The organism is Microbacterium sp. bgisy207, assembly GCF_057706855.1.
Genome location: NZ_JBYIPB010000009.1, coordinates 109,589 through 128,931, shown reverse-complemented (window position 1 = coordinate 128,931; position 19,343 = coordinate 109,589). Strand labels below are relative to the sequence as shown.

Annotated in this window: 18 protein-coding genes and 2 tRNA genes; 6 read left to right on the top strand and 14 right to left on the bottom strand. The window is 66.7% G+C overall.

Going from position 1 to position 19,343, the window contains the following annotated elements; translation table 11 throughout:
• Positions 1 to 153: 153 nt before the first annotated feature.
• Both valS and AC3ENO_RS10725 read left to right on the top strand, forming a co-directional pair.
• On the top strand, positions 154 to 2,721 hold the full coding sequence (gene valS / locus AC3ENO_RS10730) for a valine--tRNA ligase (protein ID WP_434970607.1): 2,568 nt from the start codon (positions 154 to 156) through the stop codon (positions 2,719 to 2,721).
• A 1-nt stretch (position 2,722) separates the two neighbouring features.
• On the top strand, positions 2,723 to 2,974 hold the full coding sequence (locus AC3ENO_RS10725) for a hypothetical protein (protein ID WP_434970606.1): 252 nt from the start codon (positions 2,723 to 2,725) through the stop codon (positions 2,972 to 2,974).
• A 39-nt stretch (positions 2,975 to 3,013) separates the two neighbouring features.
• Here AC3ENO_RS10725 and AC3ENO_RS10720 read toward each other — a convergent pair whose 3' ends face one another.
• Genes AC3ENO_RS10720 through AC3ENO_RS10710 form a run of 3 tightly spaced genes read right to left on the bottom strand, consistent with a single transcriptional unit; the run spans position 3,014 to position 5,150 of the window.
• Entirely contained in the window at positions 3,014 to 4,318 is a 1,305-nt protein-coding gene (locus AC3ENO_RS10720; protein WP_434970605.1) for an MFS transporter, read from the bottom strand.
• Positions 4,315 to 4,539, bottom strand: coding sequence for a hypothetical protein (locus AC3ENO_RS10715; protein ID WP_434970604.1), 225 nt, complete (start codon positions 4,537 to 4,539; stop codon positions 4,315 to 4,317). The genes AC3ENO_RS10720 and AC3ENO_RS10715 overlap by 4 nt, the downstream gene beginning before the upstream one ends.
• The gene (locus AC3ENO_RS10710; protein ID WP_434970603.1) at positions 4,536 to 5,150 is read right to left on the bottom strand and encodes an ArsR/SmtB family transcription factor; all 615 of its coding nucleotides are present in this window, start codon (positions 5,148 to 5,150) and stop codon (positions 4,536 to 4,538) included. Before AC3ENO_RS10710 ends, AC3ENO_RS10715 begins: the two co-directional genes overlap by 4 nt.
• 526 nt (positions 5,151 to 5,676) lie before the next feature.
• Here AC3ENO_RS10710 and AC3ENO_RS10705 point away from each other — a divergent pair.
• Positions 5,677 to 7,317 carry a M3 family metallopeptidase gene (locus AC3ENO_RS10705; RefSeq protein ID WP_434970611.1) on the top strand — a complete coding sequence of 547 codons (1,641 nt, stop codon included), beginning with the start codon at positions 5,677 to 5,679 and terminating at the stop codon, positions 7,315 to 7,317.
• Here AC3ENO_RS10705 and AC3ENO_RS10700 read toward each other — a convergent pair.
• The 6 genes from AC3ENO_RS10700 to AC3ENO_RS10675 form a co-directional block, all read right to left on the bottom strand.
• Positions 7,314 to 7,898, bottom strand: a complete 585-nt coding sequence (locus tag AC3ENO_RS10700) for a dihydrofolate reductase family protein (RefSeq protein ID WP_434970602.1) — start codon at positions 7,896 to 7,898, stop codon at positions 7,314 to 7,316. The two genes, AC3ENO_RS10705 and AC3ENO_RS10700, sit on opposite strands and share 4 nt — an antisense overlap.
• A 70-nt stretch (positions 7,899 to 7,968) precedes the next feature.
• A complete protein-coding gene (gene clpX, locus AC3ENO_RS10695; protein ID WP_434970601.1) occupies positions 7,969 to 9,237 on the bottom strand; it encodes an ATP-dependent Clp protease ATP-binding subunit ClpX in 1,269 nt (422 codons plus the stop codon).
• Positions 9,238 to 9,381: 144 nt separating this feature from the next.
• The gene (locus AC3ENO_RS10690; RefSeq protein ID WP_434970600.1) at positions 9,382 to 10,059 is read right to left on the bottom strand and encodes an ATP-dependent Clp protease proteolytic subunit; all 678 of its coding nucleotides are present in this window, start codon (positions 10,057 to 10,059) and stop codon (positions 9,382 to 9,384) included.
• A gap of 34 nt (positions 10,060 to 10,093) precedes the next feature.
• Positions 10,094 to 10,699, bottom strand: coding sequence for an ATP-dependent Clp protease proteolytic subunit (locus tag AC3ENO_RS10685; RefSeq protein WP_434970599.1), 606 nt, complete (start codon positions 10,697 to 10,699; stop codon positions 10,094 to 10,096).
• Between the two features lie 158 nt (positions 10,700 to 10,857).
• Entirely contained in the window at positions 10,858 to 12,291 is a 1,434-nt protein-coding gene (gene tig / locus AC3ENO_RS10680; protein ID WP_434970598.1) for a trigger factor, read from the bottom strand.
• A gap of 69 nt (positions 12,292 to 12,360) precedes the next feature.
• A tRNA-Pro gene (locus AC3ENO_RS10675) sits at positions 12,361 to 12,434 on the bottom strand.
• Positions 12,435 to 12,675: 241 nt separating this feature from the next.
• Here AC3ENO_RS10675 and AC3ENO_RS10670 point away from each other — a divergent pair.
• Positions 12,676 to 12,749, top strand: a tRNA-Gly gene (locus AC3ENO_RS10670).
• A 169-nt stretch (positions 12,750 to 12,918) separates the two neighbouring features.
• Here AC3ENO_RS10670 and AC3ENO_RS10665 read toward each other — a convergent pair.
• From AC3ENO_RS10665 to AC3ENO_RS10645, 5 genes are read right to left on the bottom strand one after another with little or no spacing between them, the layout of a single operon-like run.
• Positions 12,919 to 13,458 (bottom strand): gamma carbonic anhydrase family protein, encoded by a 540-nt coding sequence (locus AC3ENO_RS10665; RefSeq protein ID WP_331791572.1) that lies wholly within the window; start codon positions 13,456 to 13,458, stop codon positions 12,919 to 12,921.
• Between the two features lie 33 nt (positions 13,459 to 13,491).
• Positions 13,492 to 14,985 (bottom strand): amidohydrolase, encoded by a 1,494-nt coding sequence (locus tag AC3ENO_RS10660; RefSeq protein WP_434970597.1) that lies wholly within the window; start codon positions 14,983 to 14,985, stop codon positions 13,492 to 13,494.
• Positions 14,982 to 15,611: an FMN-binding negative transcriptional regulator gene (locus AC3ENO_RS10655; RefSeq protein WP_331791570.1), complete on the bottom strand. Its 630-nt coding sequence runs from the start codon at positions 15,609 to 15,611 to the stop codon at positions 14,982 to 14,984. Before AC3ENO_RS10655 ends, AC3ENO_RS10660 begins: the two co-directional genes overlap by 4 nt.
• Before the next feature lie 30 nt (positions 15,612 to 15,641).
• Positions 15,642 to 16,640 (bottom strand): Fpg/Nei family DNA glycosylase, encoded by a 999-nt coding sequence (locus tag AC3ENO_RS10650; protein WP_434970596.1) that lies wholly within the window; start codon positions 16,638 to 16,640, stop codon positions 15,642 to 15,644.
• Positions 16,640 to 17,170: a ribose-5-phosphate isomerase gene (locus tag AC3ENO_RS10645; RefSeq protein WP_434970595.1), complete on the bottom strand. Its 531-nt coding sequence runs from the start codon at positions 17,168 to 17,170 to the stop codon at positions 16,640 to 16,642. Before AC3ENO_RS10645 ends, AC3ENO_RS10650 begins: the two co-directional genes overlap by 1 nt.
• Before the next feature lie 67 nt (positions 17,171 to 17,237).
• Between AC3ENO_RS10645 and AC3ENO_RS10640 the strand changes: the two genes are divergently transcribed.
• Both AC3ENO_RS10640 and AC3ENO_RS10635 read left to right on the top strand, forming a co-directional pair.
• Complete coding sequence (locus AC3ENO_RS10640; RefSeq protein ID WP_331791567.1) at positions 17,238 to 17,606, top strand: ArsR/SmtB family transcription factor; 369 nt, start codon at positions 17,238 to 17,240, stop codon at positions 17,604 to 17,606.
• Positions 17,603 to 19,276, top strand: a complete 1,674-nt coding sequence (locus AC3ENO_RS10635) for a SulP family inorganic anion transporter (protein WP_434970594.1) — start codon at positions 17,603 to 17,605, stop codon at positions 19,274 to 19,276. The genes AC3ENO_RS10640 and AC3ENO_RS10635 overlap by 4 nt, the downstream gene beginning before the upstream one ends.
• Positions 19,277 to 19,343: the final 67 nt, after the last annotated feature.

The following is a 19,343-nucleotide window of genomic DNA, read 5'->3' as shown; positions in this document are numbered from 1 at the left end:
AGCGGGACGTCACCTGCGCGAGCCCCACGCGAATCCGACGCGGCCCGCGCGCGGCGAGGGCCGAAGCGCACCCGGCGGCGGCCGGTAGAATCGAGGCTGATCCCACACTCAGGCACGCACACACGGTGCCGCACATATCGCACGAGGAGACCCATGGCCGCTATTCCCGACAAGCCCGCCCTCGAAGGTCTCGAGCAGAAGTGGGATGCCGCCTGGACGGATGCCGGGACCTACCTGTTCGACCGGGCCCGCGCCGCGCGGGTCGGCCGCGAGGGTGTCTACTCCGTCGATACTCCCCCGCCCACGGCATCCGGATCCCTCCACATCGGGCACGTGTTCAGCTACACCCACACCGACGTGAAGGTGCGCTTCGAACGGATGCGGGGCAAGACCGTCTTCTACCCGATGGGGTGGGATGACAACGGTCTGCCCACCGAGCGTCGCGTGCAGAACTACTACGGCGTTCGCTGCGACCCCTCGCTCCCCTATGAGCCGGACTTCACTCCGCCGTACGAAGGCGGCGACAACAAGAGCAGCAAAGCAGCCGACCAGGTCCCGATCAGCCGCCGCAACTTCATCGAGCTGTGCGAGAAGCTCACCGTCGAGGACGAGAAGCACTTCGAGGACCTGTGGCGGATGCTGGGGCTGTCGGTCGACTGGACCCAGACCTACCGCACGATCTCGGACGAGACGATGCGCACGAGCCAGCTCGCGTTCCTGCGCAACCTCGAGCGCGGTGAGGCGTACCAGGCCCTCGCACCGACGCTGTGGGACGTCGACTTCCGCTCGGCGATCGCGCAGGCCGAGCTCGAAGACCGCGAGCAGCCCGCCGCGTACCACCGACTCGCCTTCCACAAGAGCGACGGCAGCGGCGACATCCACATCGAGACGACCCGGCCCGAACTGCTGGCCGCGTGCGTCGCCCTCGTCGCCCACCCCGACGACGAGCGCTACCAGCCCGCGTTCGGCACCACGGTGCGCACGCCGCTGTTCGATGTCGAAGTGCCGGTACTCCCGCATCCGCTCGCCCAGCCCGACAAGGGCTCGGGCATCGCGATGATCTGTACCTTCGGCGATGTCACCGACATCATCTGGTGGCGCGAACTCGACCTTCCCAACCGCACCATCATCGGCATGGACGGCCGCATCGTCGCCGACGCGCCCGAGGTCATCACGACGGATGCCGCGCGCGCCGCGTATGCGGAACTGGCGGGCAAGACGGTCTTCAGCGCCAAGAAGCGGATCGTCGAGCTGCTCCAGGAGTCGGGCGAGCTCATCGGCGACCCGAAGCCGTTCACGCACCCGGTCAAGTTCTTCGAGAAGGGCGACCGCCCGCTCGAGATCGTCTCGACGCGTCAGTGGTACATCCGCAACGGCGCCCGCGACGAGGCCCTGCGCGAGAAGCTCATCGCCCTCGGCAAGGAACTGTCGTGGCACCCCGACTTCATGCGCGTGCGGTACGAGAACTGGGTCGGGGGCCTCACGGGCGACTGGCTCGTGTCGCGGCAGCGGTTCTTCGGCGTGCCGATCCCTGTCTGGTACGCCCTCGACGACAACGGCGACCGCGACTACGCGCGCGTTCTCGTTCCGACGCACGACCAACTCCCGGTCGACCCGACCACCGACGTGCCCCCCGGCTTCACGGAGGACCAGCGCGGCGTGCCCGGCGGCTTCGAGGGCGAGCGCGACATCTTCGACACGTGGGCGACCTCGTCCCTCACGCCGCAGCTTGCCGGCGGCTGGGAGCGCGACCCCGAGCTGTGGGATCTCGTCGCGCCCTTCGATCTGCGTCCCCAGGGTCAGGACATCATCCGCACGTGGCTCTTCTCGACGATGCTGCGCAGCGCGCTCGAAGACGACAGGGCCCCGTGGACGGATGCCGCCATCTCGGGCTTCATCGTCGACCCCGACCGCAAGAAGATGTCCAAGTCCAAAGGCAACGTGGTCACCCCCGCCGACATCCTGCAGCAGCACGGCTCGGATGCGGTCCGCTACTGGGCGGCGTCGAGCCGGCTCGGGACGGATGCCGCCTTCGATCCGCAGAACCCCACGCAGATCAAGATCGGCCGGCGCCTGGCGATCAAGATCCTCAACGCCGCCAAGTTCGTGCTCTCGTTCCCGGTTCCCGAGGGAGCGAGGATCACGCACGCGCTGGATGCCTCGATGCTCGCAACACTCGATGGCGTCGTCCGCGATGCGACGGCAGCCCTGGATGCCTATGACCACGCCCGAGCGCTCGAGGTGACCGAGTCGTTCTTCTGGACCTTCTGCGACGACTATCTGGAGCTGGTGAAGGAGCGCGCCTACGACCAGACCGACGTCGGCCAGGCATCCGCGGCCCTCGCCCTGCGCATCGCCCTCTCAACGCAGTTGCGTCTGCTCGCCCCCGTCGTCTCGTTCGCGACAGAGGAAGCGTGGTCGTGGTTCGAGGACGGCTCGATCCATGCTGCTGCGTGGCCGGAACCCCTCGGTATCGAGGGCGATCCCGCGGTGCTGACTGCTGTGGGCGGCGCACTGATCGGCATCCGTCGCGCGAAAACCGAGGCGAAGGCCTCGCAGAAGACGCCGGTCACGGCGATCACGATCGGCGCACCCGCCGCGACGGTCGAGCTCCTGAAGCTGGCGGAGGGCGACCTGAAGGCGGTCGGCCGGATCGAGAGCATCGACTACACGGATGCCGACACCACGGCTGTCCTGTCCATCGAACTCGGGGAGGTCTGACATGCAACTCGGAACCCGCTGGCCCCTCGGGACGGAGCCACCAGCGGCCGTCCCGGACGTTCTCCGTCCGCAGATCACCGCGGTAGAGGAGCTGCTCTCTGCTGGTCAGCTCGCGCAGCAGCCGACACCGCGCTGGACGCTCACGTGGCTCGAGGGTCGCCCCATCGCCGAGCTGGACACCGGGGTCATCGTCACGGTGAACGCAGACGGAGAAGCTGTCGTCCACCACGATCCGGACGACGAGTTCGCCTGACCGAGCTCCGCGCCGGTCGACACCGAGCCGACTGATCCGTCATGACCGGTCGAGTGCCTCCGTGCCGACACGGCTGGCCGCGAGAAGAAGCCGCGCGGCCGCGAGCGCCGCGACGATCGTCACCGCGGCGGCGATGATATAGGGCAGGCGCAGGTCGATGCGGGCTATCACACCGCCGAGCATCGTCGCGATCGGGAACAACCCCCACGTGAGACTCCTGATGATCCCCAGGACTCGGCCGAAGATGTCTCCCGGCACAATCATCTGCCGCAGCGCTCCCCAGGGGACATTCCACAGCGATACGGCGAAGGCCATTCCCGCGTAGGCCACGATCGCGCTCACCACCTCGGGCGCGACACCCACGAGCGCCAGGCACACCCCGGCTCCGAGATTCGCGCCGAGCATGACCGCACCGCGGCCGAAGCGACGCACGAGTTGTGGCGCGACGAGCGAGCCCAGGAGCGCTCCCGCCCCGATTCCCGCCGTGACGAAGCCGATCGCCGCAGGCGCCACCCCCTGCGTGTCGAGGAAGTAGAGAATCGTCGGAGCCTGCGCGAACGAGAACGCACCACCGAGGATGGAAGTGAACACCACGAGGGCCCTGAGGTAGCGGTGGCGCCACAGGTACAGGGCCGCATCCTTCGTCGAGACCCGCGGGGTGTCGGATGCCGGGAGCCGTTCGCCGAGCACCGCCACCTCGTCAGCCGCGAACGATCCGCGGCCGCCGGGGCCCCGGAGCGCGCGCGCTGCAGACAGCGGCAGCATGAGCGCCAGTGCGATCGGGATGAGGTATCCGGCCGACCCGACCCAGAGCGGCAGCACGAGCGATACCGCGAACAGCACTCCCGCGATCGGTTGCGCGATGAAACTGTCGATGGTGATCTGCGCGGCCTGAATGCGGCTATTCGCGCGGTCCAGCCCGGCCCTGGCGACAAGCGAGGGGATGACGGCATTGGTCGCGTTGTCGAAGAGGGTCTCCCCCACACCGAACACGACGGTCGCGGCAAGAAGGTGCCACAGCTGGAGATGGCCGGCTGCCGTGAGAGCGGCCAGAACGACCGCGACGCCGCCGCGCAGGATGTTGGCCGACGCCATCACTCGACGTCGATCGCAGCGGTCGACGATCATGCCCGCCGGGAGCCCGAAGAACAGCCAGGGAACAAACGACAGTGCCCCGACCGCGGCGATGGCAACCGGGTCCCGGGTCAACGTCGTCGCAATGAGCGGGACCGCGGTTCGCCCCACGCCGTCAGCGAGGTTACTGAACGCTGCCGCTGTCCAGAGCTTCCCGAAATCCCTGCCGAGCGGAGGGCGCTGCTTCACCTGGCTCGGCGCGACAGTCATCGCGGCAGGACGCCGACGTGAGCGCCGGCTGAGGCATCCGCCCGCCCCTCGGCGTGCTGGCGTTCAGCGGCGTGCCGGGTGGGACGGGTCAGCACCCGTCGACGCACCCGCGCCTCGATATCGCGTTCCAGGGCACGGAGCACGGTCAGTGCCACCCGCTCCAGCAGGCTCGGCTGGGGGTACTCGCACGGGCAGGATGCGAGGGTACTCACGGTCGTCATGATTGCCTCCGGTCCGTCAGAGGGAACACATCGGTGCGCACTGTGAACGGGCGAACCCCTTCTCCCTCCTGCTCGCGGTACCGCGCGACATACTCGTCGATCACGGCTTCGAGCTCGTGCACGAGCTGCTCGAACTGGGCGTCCGTCAAGCGCACCGTCGCGGTGCTGAGCATCGCGGTCCACTCCTCCGGATCCTTCCGCATGTTCGCTGCGATGAAGTCCTCAAGCTGTCGGTGGCGGCGGCGATAGAACTCACTGATCACGAGCTGGCTCGCTGCGCGTCCCGCGGGCGTCTTGACGGTCTCCGGGTTGGTCATCGACACCGCACCCTTGGGGCGTTCCCACCACCGTTCCCGGGCGGTCCCTCGACCGGGAACCTCGCGGATCAGATCGTGCTTGGCGAGCGCGCGGAGGTGATAGCTGGTCGCGCCCGATGACTCTCCCAGCTGCTCGGCGAGCGAACTCGCCGTCTGCGGACCGTATTGGCTCAGGATGTCGTAGATCTCGACCCGCAGTGGATGCGCCAGTGCACGCAAGGCACCGACGTCCAGCTCGCGGGCATCGCCGATCCGGGGAGGAGCATCCCGCGGCGCCTCATCCTGTGTGTCCATGTCACTACCGTACAAATGCAAACGTGTCTTTGCAAGTACTCGTTTGCAAATGTGTCTCTGCATGAAGGGCACGTCGCGGTAGGTTGTTCCGGTGACCGATCGTCTGCAGTCCAACCCCCTCCTGTCGGTGAGTACGCTCCCCTACCGGCTCCCCGACTACCGCGCCATCCGACCGGAGCACTACCTCCCGGCATTTGAGGAGGCCTTCGCCCGGCACCGACGCGAGATCGACGCGATCACGAGCCAGCCCGCACCACCGACGTTCGAGAACACGATGCTCCCGCTCGAGCGCAGCGGGGAGATGCTCCATGACGTCGCCTCGGCGTTCTACACCGTCTCCTCCGCTGACGCGACAGCACAGATCCAAGAGATCGAGGAGGCACTTGCCCCGCTGATGGCAGCGCACACCGATGCCGTACAGCTGGATGCCGCGCTGTACCGACGCATCAGGTCCCTGCACGAGCAGCTGGACGAGCTGCAGCTCGCGCCGGAGGACCGCTACCTCGTCGAACGCCACTACCGCGAGATGACTCATGCGGGAGCCGGCTTGGACGAGGAGCAGAAGGCTCGCCTCACCGACATCAACGGACGACTGTCGACCTTGACCACGACATTCGAGAAGAACCTGCTGAACGACACGAACGATCTCGCTGTCGTGTTCGACGACGTTGCCGATCTCGATGGGCTCACCGAGGGCGAGATCTCCGCCGCCGCACGCGCCGCTGCCGATCGCGGCCTGGAGGGCGCCTGGCTCATATCTCTGACCCTGTTCACCGGGCACCCCTGCCTGGGATCGCTGCGCAACCGCCGCTCACGCGAGCGCATCATGGTCGCGTCCCGCGCTCGAGGTGCCCGCGACAACGACAACGACAACCGGCCCGTGCTGCGGGAAATCGTGCGGCTGCGGGCCGAGCGCGCTGAGCTCCTGGGCTTCGCCTCGCACGCCGCGTACGTCACTTCAGACGAAACAGCAGGGAGCCCGCAGTCCGTTCGTGACCTGCTCTTCCGGCTCGCAGCTCCCGCGGCCCGCAACGCTCGCTCGGAGCAGGCTGCCCTCCAGGCGATGGCGGATGCCGAACCAGAACCGTTCACGATCGACGCACACGACTGGGCCTTCTTCACGGAGAAGGTCCGCGCCGCCGAGTACGACATTGACACAGCCGCCCTCCGCCCCTGGTTCGAGGCCGAACGGGTGCTGCGCGACGGAGTCTTCCGAGCCGCGACGGAGCTGTACGGCATCACGTTCGCGGAGCGCACCGATCTTCCCGGTTACCACCCCGACGTCCGTGTCTTCGAGGTCTTCAACGCCGATGGCTCGGCGCTGGGGCTCTACCTGCTCGACCTCTACACGCGCGACACGAAGCGGGGTGGCGCATGGATGAACTCCATCGTGTCTCAGTCACGCCTACGAGGTACAGCACCCGTGGTGGTCAACAACCTCAACGTCGTGCAACCCGAACCTGGCACCCCGACGCTGCTCACGCTCGACGAGGTCACGACGCTCTTCCATGAGTTCGGCCATGCCCTCCACGGCCTCTTCGCGACAGTGACCTACCCTCATTTCGCGGGCACCAATGTCTTCCGAGATTTCGTCGAGTTCCCGAGCCAGGTCAACGAGATGTGGATCTTCTGGCCCGGTATCCTCACCGCCTATGCCCGCCACATCGATACGGACGAACCGCTCGACGCGGACATCGTCGAAAGACTCACCGCCGCCGAATCCTTCAACCAGGGGTTCGCCACCAGCGAGTATCTCGCCGCTGCCTGGCTCGACCAGGCGTGGCACTCATTGACCTCCGCCCAGGCAGCGCAGGATATCGACGTCGCCGGGTTCGAGGCATCCGCTCTGCAAGAGATCGGACTGGACAACCCCGTGGTGCCCACGCGGTACTCGTCGACCTACTTCGCCCACATCTTCTCGGGCGGCTACAGCGCGGGCTACTACTCCTACATCTGGAGCGAGGTCCTGGACGCTGACACTGTGGAGTGGTTCCGGGACAACGGTGGACTGATGCGCGCGAACGGCGACCGGTTCCGCGCGCGCCTGCTTGGGGTCGGCGGTGCGAAGGATCCCCTCGAGGCGTACCGGGACTTCCGCGGCCGGGATGCCGAGATCGCTCCACTCCTCCGGCGCCGGGGGCTCGAGGATCACCCCACGGCCGACTAGGTGTCCGCGTGCTCCGTCGCCGTCGTGGTCGCATCGACCTCGAATCGCAGCCGGGCGAACTGACCGACCTGTCGCGCTTCGACGAGGTGCAGCCGATCCGACTCGACGCGACGCGGAAACAACGGAGCTCCGTCGGTGAGCGCGACCGGTGCGATCGAGATCGCAATCTCATCGAGCGCGCCCGCGTCGAAGAACTGCGCGGCAAGCTCCCCTCCACCGACGATCCAGACATCCGACGCTCCCGCGGCCTCGCGGAGGTCGCTCAGCACGTCGCGGACGGGCCCAGAAACGAACGTCACGTCAGCGCCCTCAGGCACCGGGAGCTCACGAGTGGTGAAGACGAAGGTGCGGCGCGAGCCGAACAGCTCCTGCCAGCGCTCGGGGTGCTGAATGAGATCGGACTCCCCGAGTATCCATTCGTACGTCGACGAGCCTTCGACGATGAGCGCATCTCCGGGCGGAAGAAGCTCCGGATCGGGCTCCGTACCGCCGGGTACGTCGAAGAGCCACTGCAGCGAATGGTTTGAGTCAGCAATCCAGCCCGTGAAGCTGGTGGCCGTGTCGTAGATGAATCGTGTCACACCGGGAGGCTAGTGGTCGCCTCAGACATCGGCTGTTGGCGATGAGAACCGAGTGTGTCTGCGTGCGGCCTCAGGCTGACTTGCGGGCCTGACGCAGCACGAGCGTCGGTGCCGCGCCGTCCTCGACCGCGGCACGTGTCACGATCACCTTGTCGACGTTCTCCGCCGAGGGGATCTCGAACATGATCGGCCCGAGCACATCCTCCAGGATCGCGCGCAAGCCGCGCGCGCCCGTCTTGCGGGCCACCGCGAGATCGGCGATCGCGACAAGTGCCTCGTCATCGAACTCCAAGCCGACCCCGTCGATCTCGAACATGCGCTGGTACTGCTTCACCAGGGCATTCTTGGGTGCCGTGAGGATCTCGATCAGGGCCTCACGGTCCAGTGGCGAGACGGAGGCGACAACGGGCAGGCGCCCGATGAACTCGGGAATCAGTCCGAACTTGTGCAGGTCCTCGGGCTGCACCTCACTGAACAAGCTGAGGTCGTCCCCCTTGGTGTGCAGGGGTGCGCCGAACCCGACGCCGTGCTTGCCGACGCGCGAGGAGATGATGTCTTCGAGGCCCGCGAACGCGCCGGCGACGATGAACAGCACGTTGGTGGTGTCGATCTGGATGAACTCCTGGTGCGGGTGCTTGCGTCCCCCCTGGGGCGGCACGGACGCAACAGTTCCTTCGAGGATCTTCAAGAGCGCCTGCTGCACACCCTCGCCCGAGACGTCCCGGGTGATCGAGGGGTTCTCAGCCTTCCGGGCGATCTTGTCGACTTCATCGATGTAGATGATGCCGGTCTCCGCGCGCTTCGTATCGAAGTCGGCCGCCTGCAACAGCTTGAGCAGGATGTTCTCGACATCCTCGCCCACGTATCCGGCTTCGGTAAGAGCTGTCGCATCGGCGACGGCGAAGGGCACGTTCAACCGCTTCGCCAGCGTCTGCGCCAGGTAGGTCTTGCCGCATCCGGTCGGACCGAGCAGAAGGATGTTGCTCTTGGCGATCTCGATGTCCTCAGCACGCTGCTCGGCGGGCTGGAGGGTCGAGTGGGCGCGCACGCGCTTGTAGTGGTTGTACACCGCGACCGACAGTGCCCGCTTGGCCGGCTCCTGGCCGACGACATACTCCTCGAGGAAGGCGAAGATCTCGCGTGGCTTGGGCAGATCGAAATCGGCGACGACCCCGTCGCCGGACTCGGCCATCCGTTCTTCGATGATCTCGTTGCACAACTCGACGCATTCGTCGCAGATGTAGACGCCGGGCCCGGCGATGAGCTGCTGCACCTGCTTCTGGCTCTTCCCGCAGAAAGAGCACTTGAACAGATCAGCGCTCTCACCGATGCGTGCCATCAGGGGTCCTCCTCGTTCCGGGCGGCTGTGGTCCGAGCCTAACCGAGCCCGACGACATCCGGGGGGATTGGTCGCCGCTTGTGCCGACAGGAAGGGCCCCCGCATCCGTCGTACGCAACGGATGCCGGGGCCCGGTGGCTGAGCCTACTTCGCGGGCGTCGCGGGCAGACGCTTGCGCGTGGAGAGCACCTGGTCGACCAGACCGTAGGTGACCGCTTCCTCCGCCGAGAGGATCTTGTCTCGGTCGATGTCGCGATTGACCTCGTCGGCGCTGCGGTGCGAGTGCTTCGCGAGCGTCTCCTCGAGCCAGGTACGCATCCGCAGGATCTCCGCTGCCTGGATCTCGATATCGGAGGCCTGACCGTGCCCGGCCTCTCCCATCGCCGGCTGGTGGATCAAGATGCGCGCGTTCGGAAGGGCGAGGCGCTTGCCCGGGGCCCCGGCCGCAAGGAGCACGGCAGCCGCGGATGCGGCCTGACCGAGCACGACGGTCTGGATCTGCGGCGACACGTACTGCATCGTGTCGTAGATCGCCGTCATGGCGGTGAAGGAGCCACCCGGCGAGTTGATGTACATGATGATGTCGCGGTCGGGGTCCTGCGACTCCAGCACGAGCAGCTGAGCCATGACGTCATCGGCCGAAGCGTCGTCCACCTGCACGCCCAGGAAGATGACCCGGTCCTCGAAGAGCTTGTTGTACGGGTCCTGACGCTTGTAGCCGTAGGCCGTGCGCTCCTCGAACTGCGGGAGGATGTAGCGGCTGCCGGGCATCTGCAGGCCAGCGGGCGAGGCCTGCGGGACGCGGAGGTTGGGGGTGTTCATCGGGGTTCTCTCTCTTCTGCCGTCGCTACGTCGGTCACTTCGCCGCGGGCGAGTCGGGGTCCGTGCCGCCGCCGCCGGCCACGTCGGCAGCGTGCTCACGGATGTGGTCGACGAAGCCGTACTCGAGGGCCTCCTCGGCCGTGAACCAGCGGTCGCGGTCGCCATCCTCGTTGATCTGCTCGACGGTCTTGCCCGTCTGCGCAGCCGTGATCTCGGCCAGACGGTTCTTCATCGAGATGATCAGCTGCGCCTGGGTCTGGATGTCGGAGGCGGTGCCGCCGAAGCCGCCGTGCGGCTGGTGCAGCAGGACCCGCGCGTTGGGGGTGATGTACCGCTTGCCCTTGGTGCCGCTGGTCAGCAGCAGCTGCCCCATGGATGCGGCCATCCCGATGCCGACCGTGACGATGTCGTTCGGAACGAACTGCATCGTGTCGTAGATCGCCATGCCCGCGGTGATCGATCCACCGGGCGAGTTGATGTAGAGGTAGATGTCCTTCTGCGAGTCTTCGGCAGCAAGAAGCAGGATCTTCGCGCAGATCTCGTTCGCGTTCTCGTCGCGCACCTCCGAGCCCAGCCAGATGATGCGGTCCCTCAGCAGCCTGTCGAAGACGCTCGTCGCGACAAGTGGTTCAGCGGCCATGTGTGTGCTCCCGTGTTCGTTGCGTGAGTTCGAATCTACCGGCGGGCCTCGGGCGACCCGCTCGTGTTCGCCGTGGGCAGATCGGCCGTGTCGGCCGGCTCCAAGACGATGGGGCGGATGCTGCATCTGCAGCATCCGCCCCATCGTTGTTGTCTTGCTTACTCCGCGTCGGCCTTCGCAGCGCTCTTGCGCGGTGCACGCTTCTTCGGCGCCGGCTTCTCCTCGGCCTCGATGATCTCGTCAGCGTCGGCCGCGGCATCCGCGATGTCCTGCGCTTCTTCGACGACGTCCTCCTCGGCATCGGTCTCGTCTTCGCCGAGCACGAGATGGGCGGAGAGGTCGACGGCGGTGCCGTTCGTGTCGACGATCTTGACCTCGCGCAGTGCGTGCACGAGCGCCTTGCTGCGCGCGACCTCGCCGACCATCGCGGGAAGCTGGTTGCCCTGCTGGATGGCGTTGACGAAGTCCTGCGGTGACATGCCGTACTGAGCGGCCGACTGGATCAGATACTGGGTCAGCTCGTCCTGCGAGACCTTGACGTCGTAGGTCTCGGTGAGCTTGTCGAGGATCATCTGGGTGCGGAACTGCTTCTCGGATGCCTCGGTGACTTCAGCGCGGTGCTCGTCGTCCTCCAGACGACCCTCGCCCTCAAGGTGCGCGTGCACCTCGTCTTCGATGAGACCGGCGGGAACCGGGATCTCCACCTGCTCGAGGAGGAGCTCGACCAGCTTGTCGCGCGCCGCCGACGTCTGCTGGAGACCGGACTGCTGTGCAGCGCTGGAGCGGAGGCTCTCGCGCAGTTCCGCGATGGTGTCGAACTCGCTCGCGATCTGAGCGAAGTCGTCGTCAGCCTCGGGCAGCTCGCGCTCCTTCACGCTCGTGACGGTCACGGCGACCTCGGCTTCCTCGCCGGCGTGGTCACCGCCGACCAGCTTCGACCGGAACGTCGTCTCTTCGCCCGCGGTGAGCGAGTCGATGGCTTCGTCGATACCCTCGAGCAGCTCACCAGAGCCGACCTCGTAGGAGACGCCTTCGGCGCGGTCGATCTCCGTGCCGTCAATGGTCGCGACGAGGTTGAGTTCGACGAAGTCGCCCGATGTTGCGGGACGGTCCACGGTGATCAGCGTGCCGAAGCGGGCACGGAGCTTGTCGAGTTCAGCATCCACCGCAGCGTCGTCGACGTCGACGGCGTCGATCTCGACCGTGAGAGCGTCGAGCGCAGGAAGCGTGACCTCGGGCCGAACGTCGACTTCGATCTCGACCTTCAGGTCGCCCGAGAAGTCCTTCTCGCTCGGCCATTCGGTGATGTCGGCGCTGGGACGTCCGATGACGCGCAGCTCTTGCGCTTCGACTGCCTCGCGATAGAAGCGGTCCAGGCCGTCATTCACGGCGTGCTCGAGCACAGCTCCGCGGCCGATGCGCTGATCGATGATGGGCGCGGGTACCTTGCCCTTGCGGAACCCCGGGATCTGCACGTCCTTCGCGATGTGCTCGTACGCGTGCGCGATGCTGGGCTTGAGTTCGTCGGGGGTGACCGAAAGCAGCAGCTTGACGCGGGTCGGGCTGAGCTTCTCGACAGTGCTGGTGACCATGCCTGTGTTGTTCTCCTCGTGCTGCACCGCACGAATGTGCGGCGAAGGTCTGGGTGTGTGGCCGAAACGTCGGGGCGACAGGATTTGAACCTGCGACTTCCCGCTCCCAAAGCGGGCGCTCTACCAAGCTGAGCTACGCCCCGGGCGGGATCTCACGCGCTGTGCGACAGACGGCCCACAGAAGTCTAGCTGACGCGCGCGCCAGCGTTGCGGCTGCCGTCGATCTCGCGCACGTAGGAACTCTTCGCACGGTAGGACGATTGGCCCGGCATCCGTCCTACCGCGGCGATTTCTCCTACCTCCGCGAGGCGCCGGTGGGCCGCGGGTGCGAGCACGGGCTGCGGCTCCCTATAGACTGTCGGATGCTGCGGCTCCGGCCGCTGCGGGGGCGTAGCTCAATGGTAGAGTCCCAGTCTTCCAAACTGGTTGTGCGGGTTCGATTCCCGTCGCCCCCTCCATCGCTCTCGCGTACGGCCGCAGGCCGTGCGGGAGAGCGATCGTGCGTTTTGCGGGAAGCGAACCCGCAGGGTGGGCCCACGCCGCCGGAGGCTCCGCGCGCCGCGCAGCCGCGTGTGGAGTGGCGGTGGGGACGATTCCCGTCGCCAGCGCCACCAATCCTCCCGAGCCCTACTCCCCCACGTCCCGGGCCTCGCGGTGCGTGACGATGTGCTCGCGATAGACCTCGGCGTTGCGCAGGATGCCGAGCTTCTCCTCATCCGTCAGCTCTCGTCGTACCTTCGCGGGGACTCCTGCGACCATCGACCCGGGCGGCACGATCGTCCCACCCAGCACGAGTGCTCCCCCGGCCACGAGCGACCCGGCACCGATGACGGCGCCCGAGAGAATCACGGATCCCATGCCGATCAGGCATCCATCCTCAACCGTGCACCCGTGAACTACCGCGTTGTGGCCGACCGAGACGTTCTCACCGATGACCACGGGGCTGCCGGCATCCACGTGAACCGAGACGTTGTCTTGCAGGTTTGATCCGGCGCCGACCGTGATCGACGCGCTGTCGCCTCGGAGAACAGCGTTGTACCAGACGCTGGACTCAGGCCCGAGCCGCACATCGCCAATCACCCGCGCGCCTGCCGCAAGGAAGGCGGAGTCATCGATCACGGGTGTCGAGCCTCCAACGGAAAGAACGGATGCAGCGTCGGAGTTCATGCCTCGACAGTAGGGCAGCGGAGCGTCACCGGGCTAGGCCAGATGGGTCACGCGACCCCCGAGCAGCGTCGCGCGCACATCCATCGCACGTAGCTCGGTCTCGGATGCCACCAGCGGGTCTTCCCCGCACAGCACGAGGTCTGCAACGGCTCCCGGTTCGATGCGACTGGGAGCGGTGGATCCGCCGTGTGTCGAGGCGGCCAGCGCGACACCTGCGTCAACGGCCTGCTCGACCTGCCACGGTGACCGCCCGTCGCGGGTGCGATAGATCGCCGACGCCATCGCCGCCCACGGATCGAGCTGCGCCACCGGCGCATCAGAACCGAACAGCAGATTCGCTCCCGCATCTACCAGCGCGCGGAAGGGGTAGGGCCTGGCGATCTGGGCAGACCAGATCGTGTCAGAGAGGTCGCGATCATCGAGGGCATGCTCCGGTTGGACACTCGCCCCGACACCGAGGCGAGCAAAGCGCGGGATGTCGACGGCTGAAACCAGCTGCGCGTGCTCGATCGTTCCGGCCGCGCCCGTCACCGCAAAGGCGTCAAGGGCATGGGTGTTCGCCAGGTCACCGATGGCGTGAATCGCGCATGAAATGCCGTGGGCCGCGGCATCCGTCATGAGTGCGACCAGTTCAGCGGGCGGGATCGTCAGAACGCCGTGATTGTGGGGGTCATCCGGATACGGATGCGAGCACGCGGCGGTCCGCGTTCCCAGCGACCCGTCAGTGATGACCTTCAGCGGCCCGACCGTGATCAGCTCGCTCAGCCGGTCGCCGCTCTGCCATCCCGTCTCGATGAGTCGGCTCAGATGCGACGGGTAGGTACCGAACTCGACGCGCAGCGTGTCGAAGCCCGCAGCGACGCGGCGTGACCAGGCATCCGCATTCCAGGCCATGTCGAGGTCGACGATCCCGACGACCCCACGGGATGCGGCGTGTCGTGCGAGGTCGGCAACTGCCTCGTCGGCATCATCGGGGCTCGCAGCCGCCAGCCGACGAGTGATCTCAAACGCCGGCTCCTCCCGGAGCATCCCCGATGCGTCAGGAGGCGTGATCTCCTCGCGCGCGAAGGCAGCGGAGTTCAGCCACACGCTGTGCAGGTCCGCGTTGATCAGATACGCGGGGACGGCGCCGGTAGCCGCATCCAGCATCTCGAGCGTCGGTTCGTCGGGCCAGAAGGCATCCCGAAAGCCGGCACCCACACGGATGCCGCGACCGAGGAGCGGGGCGCCCGCCATGATGTGAGCGGCATGAAGCGCTGATTCGGCAGCACCGAGCGGCTCACGCTGTCGGGTGAAAGCGGCGGACACCGTGTGCACGTGGTGATCCCACAGCCCCGGGATGAGCCAGGCACCATCTCCCTGCAGCACCTCGCCGACCGGACGAACAGCGCCGGCGGGGGCAAGATCACTGATGCGGCCACCCTCGATGAAGACGTCATACGCGCCGTCGACGGGCAAGAGCTCGCTTCCCGGTCCTGTGATCTGCACGCCGACAATGGTCGACACCGTTGCGTCGACGGCACTCATGCGCGAGCGTCGTTCGCGCGGCGCATCTCCGCGGCGAGCAGCGGATTGTGATGCGGGCCGTCGTTCTCGAGCTCACGGATGACGTGATCGACGAGCTCGACGGGACGATTCTGACTGAGCTTGCGCTTGGCCGTCACCGATGTCGGTGTGAGGCGAAAGCCGACGGTGCCGCGCTCTAGTCGCTCGACGAAATCCGCGTCGTTCGGACGCTCCCACAGCATCCGAGGCTCGGGCATCGGGCTCTCGAAACGCGCAACCAAACGATCCAAGACGCGCAGGTTCTCCTCCGTCGACAGAAGCTCCGGCACGCCCCGCAGGTGGACTGTCACGAAGTTCCAGGTCGGGACGCTCGGCCGGTCACCGTACCAGCTGGGCGAGATGTAGCCGTGCGGACCCTGGAACACGATGAGGAGCTCGCGTTCTCCGAGCCCCAGGATCAGGTCATCGGGCTTGCCGACATGACCGACGACGGTGAGGTCGTCCCTGGTGTCATCCAAGAGGACCGCGTAGTGGGAGGCAACGAGACCGTCATCCGTCGAACCGACGAGTGTCGCCCACGGGTTGTGTTCGACGACCCGCCGCAACTCGCCGACGTCGGTCATGGCGAAGCTCGGGTTCTGACGCATGCGTTCAGCCTATGACGGGAGGATTCAGCGTCACGCCTGACACCGGGGGCACCAGTACAGCTTCCGTGACGCTGCCTCTTCGACAACGATTGCGGTCCCACAGACTCGGCACGGCAGCCCGGCACGGTGGTAGACCCAGTGACGGTCGTCGCGGTGTGCCATGGCGCGACGGTAGGCGTCGGCATCCAGGTCGTCCATCGTCATCATCTGGCCGGTCTCGACGCCGATGGCAAGCAGTCGCGTCCAGTCTCGCCACAGCGATCTGACCGTCTCCTCGGGCACATCACGCCCTGGGGTATGCGGGTTCAACCGCGCCCGGAACAGAAGCTCAGCCCGATAGACATTGCCGATTCCGCTGACGACCGACTGGTCCATCAGCAGCAGTCCGATCGGTGTGGGGGCACGCCGCACGCGGGCGGTGAACCGCTCCTCACCCTCAGCGAGGTCGTCGACGAGCGGATCCGGCCCGAGCTTTGCGATCGAGGCGGCGACCTCATCCGGCGTCTGGAGCTCGCATGCTGTCGGTCCCCGCAGATCAGCGCACGTCTCGTCGGTGAGCAACCGCAGCCGCACCTGACCGACCACGGGCGGCGGCCACGTGCCCTCCTCATCGGGCAGACCCGTCGTCTGCTCCGACATCCGCACGTGGACGCGGGCGCGCCGGGGTGCCCCGATCGAGGTGAGGGAGTTCTCGCCCGCGGCATCCATGATCGGCTCGTCGAGAACCGTGCCGCGCTGGTTCGTCTGTCCCATCCGCCCGTTCGCAGAGGCGATCGTTGGGTCGGCGTCGATCACGCCCGCAAAGTCCCACGCGCCGTACATGCCCAGGTGCACGCGCAGCCAGATGTCGCCATCGAAACGGAGGAACATCTGCTTGCCGACAGCACGGGCCTCGAGCATCTCTCGTCCAGCGAGCGCAGCTGCGCCCTCGGCGAAGCGGCCCTGCGGACTGGATGCGTCAACCGTGCGACCGACGAAGTTCCGCGCGAACTGCCGGGCGATCCGGTGAACGGAATGACCCTCGGGCATCAACCAGCTTCTGGGTCGAACGAGTCCGTTACCGCGGTGTTCGCGACATCCCGCGGGTCAGGCAGCAGGGAACCGTCGGCCTCGTATGCCGCGATCTGGCCGATGCGGCGCACGTGACGTTCTTCGTTCGAGAACGGCGTCTCGATGAACCGGTCGATGAAGGTCACGACCTCGTCGAAAGAGTGCTGCCGGGCTCCGATGGCGATGACGTTCGCGTCGTTGTGCTGTCGCGCGAGCTCCGCAGTCGCGATGCTCCAGACGAGGGCTGCACGGATCCCGCGAACCTTGTTCGCAGCGATCTGCTCACCGTTTCCCGAACCGCCGAACACGATCCCGAGGGCCTCGACTCCCGCGCTCTGATCGGCGACGACACCGAGGGCGGCACGGATGCAGAACGACGGGTAGTCATCGACGGCGTCGTACTCGATCGGGCCGTGGTCGATGACCTCGTGACCCTCCTCAGCCAGATGGTGCTGAAGTTGCGTGGAGAACTCCATGCCGGCGTGGTCGGTGGCGATATGGATGCGCATGGCTCCCATCCTAGGGAAGCGCGGGTGAACGGCGCGGACCGATCTACGCCGATATGATGTTTTCATCATGCCATTGAATGATGCTCAAAGACCGCTCTATGAAGTCAAGGCCAACCTGTTCAAGGGGCTCGCGCATCCGTTCCGTATCCGCATCCTTGAACTGCTGTCTTCGAGTCCCGAAGTGAGCGTGGCCGATCTGCAGGGTGAGACGGCGCTGGAGGCGTCGCATCTGTCGCAGCACCTGGCAGTGCTGCGCCGCCATCGCCTCGTGCAGTCGGAGCGTCGAGGCAGCCACGTGTTCTACCGACTTGCTGATCCCCGCGTCGCCGACCTGCTCGCTGTCGCGCGGGCGCTGCTCCTGAGCCTGCTGGAAGCCGACAGCGCTCAATTGGCGCACGTCGACACACTGCCCACGTTCGGCACGGCAGCGCCATGAGTCGGGCACGCCGCTCGGCGCGGTCGCTCGCACAATCGGCGCGAGCACTCTTGCCGAGCATCCAGGACTACCGCCGGCTGCCCCGCACATGGCGGGGAGATCTCGTTGCCGGCGTCACGGTCGGAATCGTCGCGCTCCCACTCGCTCTCGGTTTCGGAGTGAGCTCCGGCCTCTCCGCTGAGGCGGGCCTGGTCACGGCGATCGTCGCGGGCATCCTGGCCGCCGTCTTCGGCGGATCGAACGTGCAGGTCTCGGGGCCGACCGGAGCGATGGTCGTCGTCCTGGTTCCCATCGTCGCAACCCATGGTGCCGGTGCCGTGGTCGCCGTCACGGCGATCGCGGGCGTCATCGTCGTCGCTGCCGGCGCTCTGCGGCTCGGTCGCGCCGTCTCGTTCATCCCCTGGCCCGTCATCGAAGGCTTCACCCTGGGGATCGCAGTCATCATCTTCCTCCAGCAGGTGCCGCTGCTCACCTCACCGCACACTGTTCATGCCGGCGACCACTCCTCGAACGCGATCATCGCCGCGGTCCAATCGGTCGCGGAGGCGGACTGGTCCTACGTCCCGTGGTCGCTGGGGGCTGCCGCCATCGTGTCCCTCGTCATGCTCATCGCGCCCCGGATCCACCGCGCTCTTCCCGGCTCCCTGATCGGCATCACCGTCGTGACGGCGCTTGCCCTGATCATCGCTACGCCACTGGCGACGATCGGCGCCCTTCCGTCGAGCCTGCCCTCGCCGTCTTTCCCTTCGCTCGACCCGAGTGTCATCGGTCAACTGCTGCTGCCCGCCCTGACGGTGGCAGCACTTGCGGCCATCGAGTCACTGCTCTCGGCTCGTGTTGCAGCGTCCCTCGCCGACACCGGACCCTATGACCCCGACCGCGAACTCGTCGGCCAGGGCATCGCCTCACTCGGCTCAGCACTTTTTGGCGGGATGCCTGCCACCGGCGCCATCGCACGCACCGCCGTCAACGTGCGCTCGGGCGGACGCACCCGTGTCGCCGCGATCACGCACGCTCTCGTCCTCCTGCTCGTTGTCCTCGTGATCTCTCGGCCCGTCGGCGCCATCCCCCTCGCCGCTCTCGCAGGCGTGCTGATGATGACGGCCGTGCGAATGGTGCATGCCTCGACCGTGCGAGCGATCATCACCTCGACACGCGCCGATGCGATCGCCTTCGTCATCACCGCGCTTGTGACGGTGTCGTTTGACCTCATCGTGGCGGTCATCATCGGCGTTCTGTTCGCGGGAGTCATCGCGGTGCGCAGCCTCTCGCGCCAGACCGGCGTGCGTCGCGAAGCAATCAGCGGCGAAGCGGTCGACGGAGACGAACGGATCGCGATCATCGCCATTGACGGCCCGCTCTTCTTCGCCTCCGCCGACCGCGTTTTCGAGCAGGTCGCCTCACTCACCGATGTCTCGGTCGTCGTGCTCCGGATGTCTCAGCTCGAGCTGGTGGATGCCACGGGTGCACGCATGCTGGCCGACATCATCCAGTCGCTCGAAAGACGCGGCATCACGGTGTTGATCAAAGGTGTGCAGCCGCTTCACGACGGTCTGTTCCGGCGGGTCGGGGTCCTGGATTCCCTGCGCCACCACAATCACCTCTTCACCGACCTTCCCGCAGCGATTACCCACGCCCGCAGTCACATCGCGCGAGAGCTCGCGGCGTAGGCTTGGGGGTTATCGCGCCCACAATGCGCGAGGCCGTGTCGCGGCATCCCTGACCCCTCACACACTT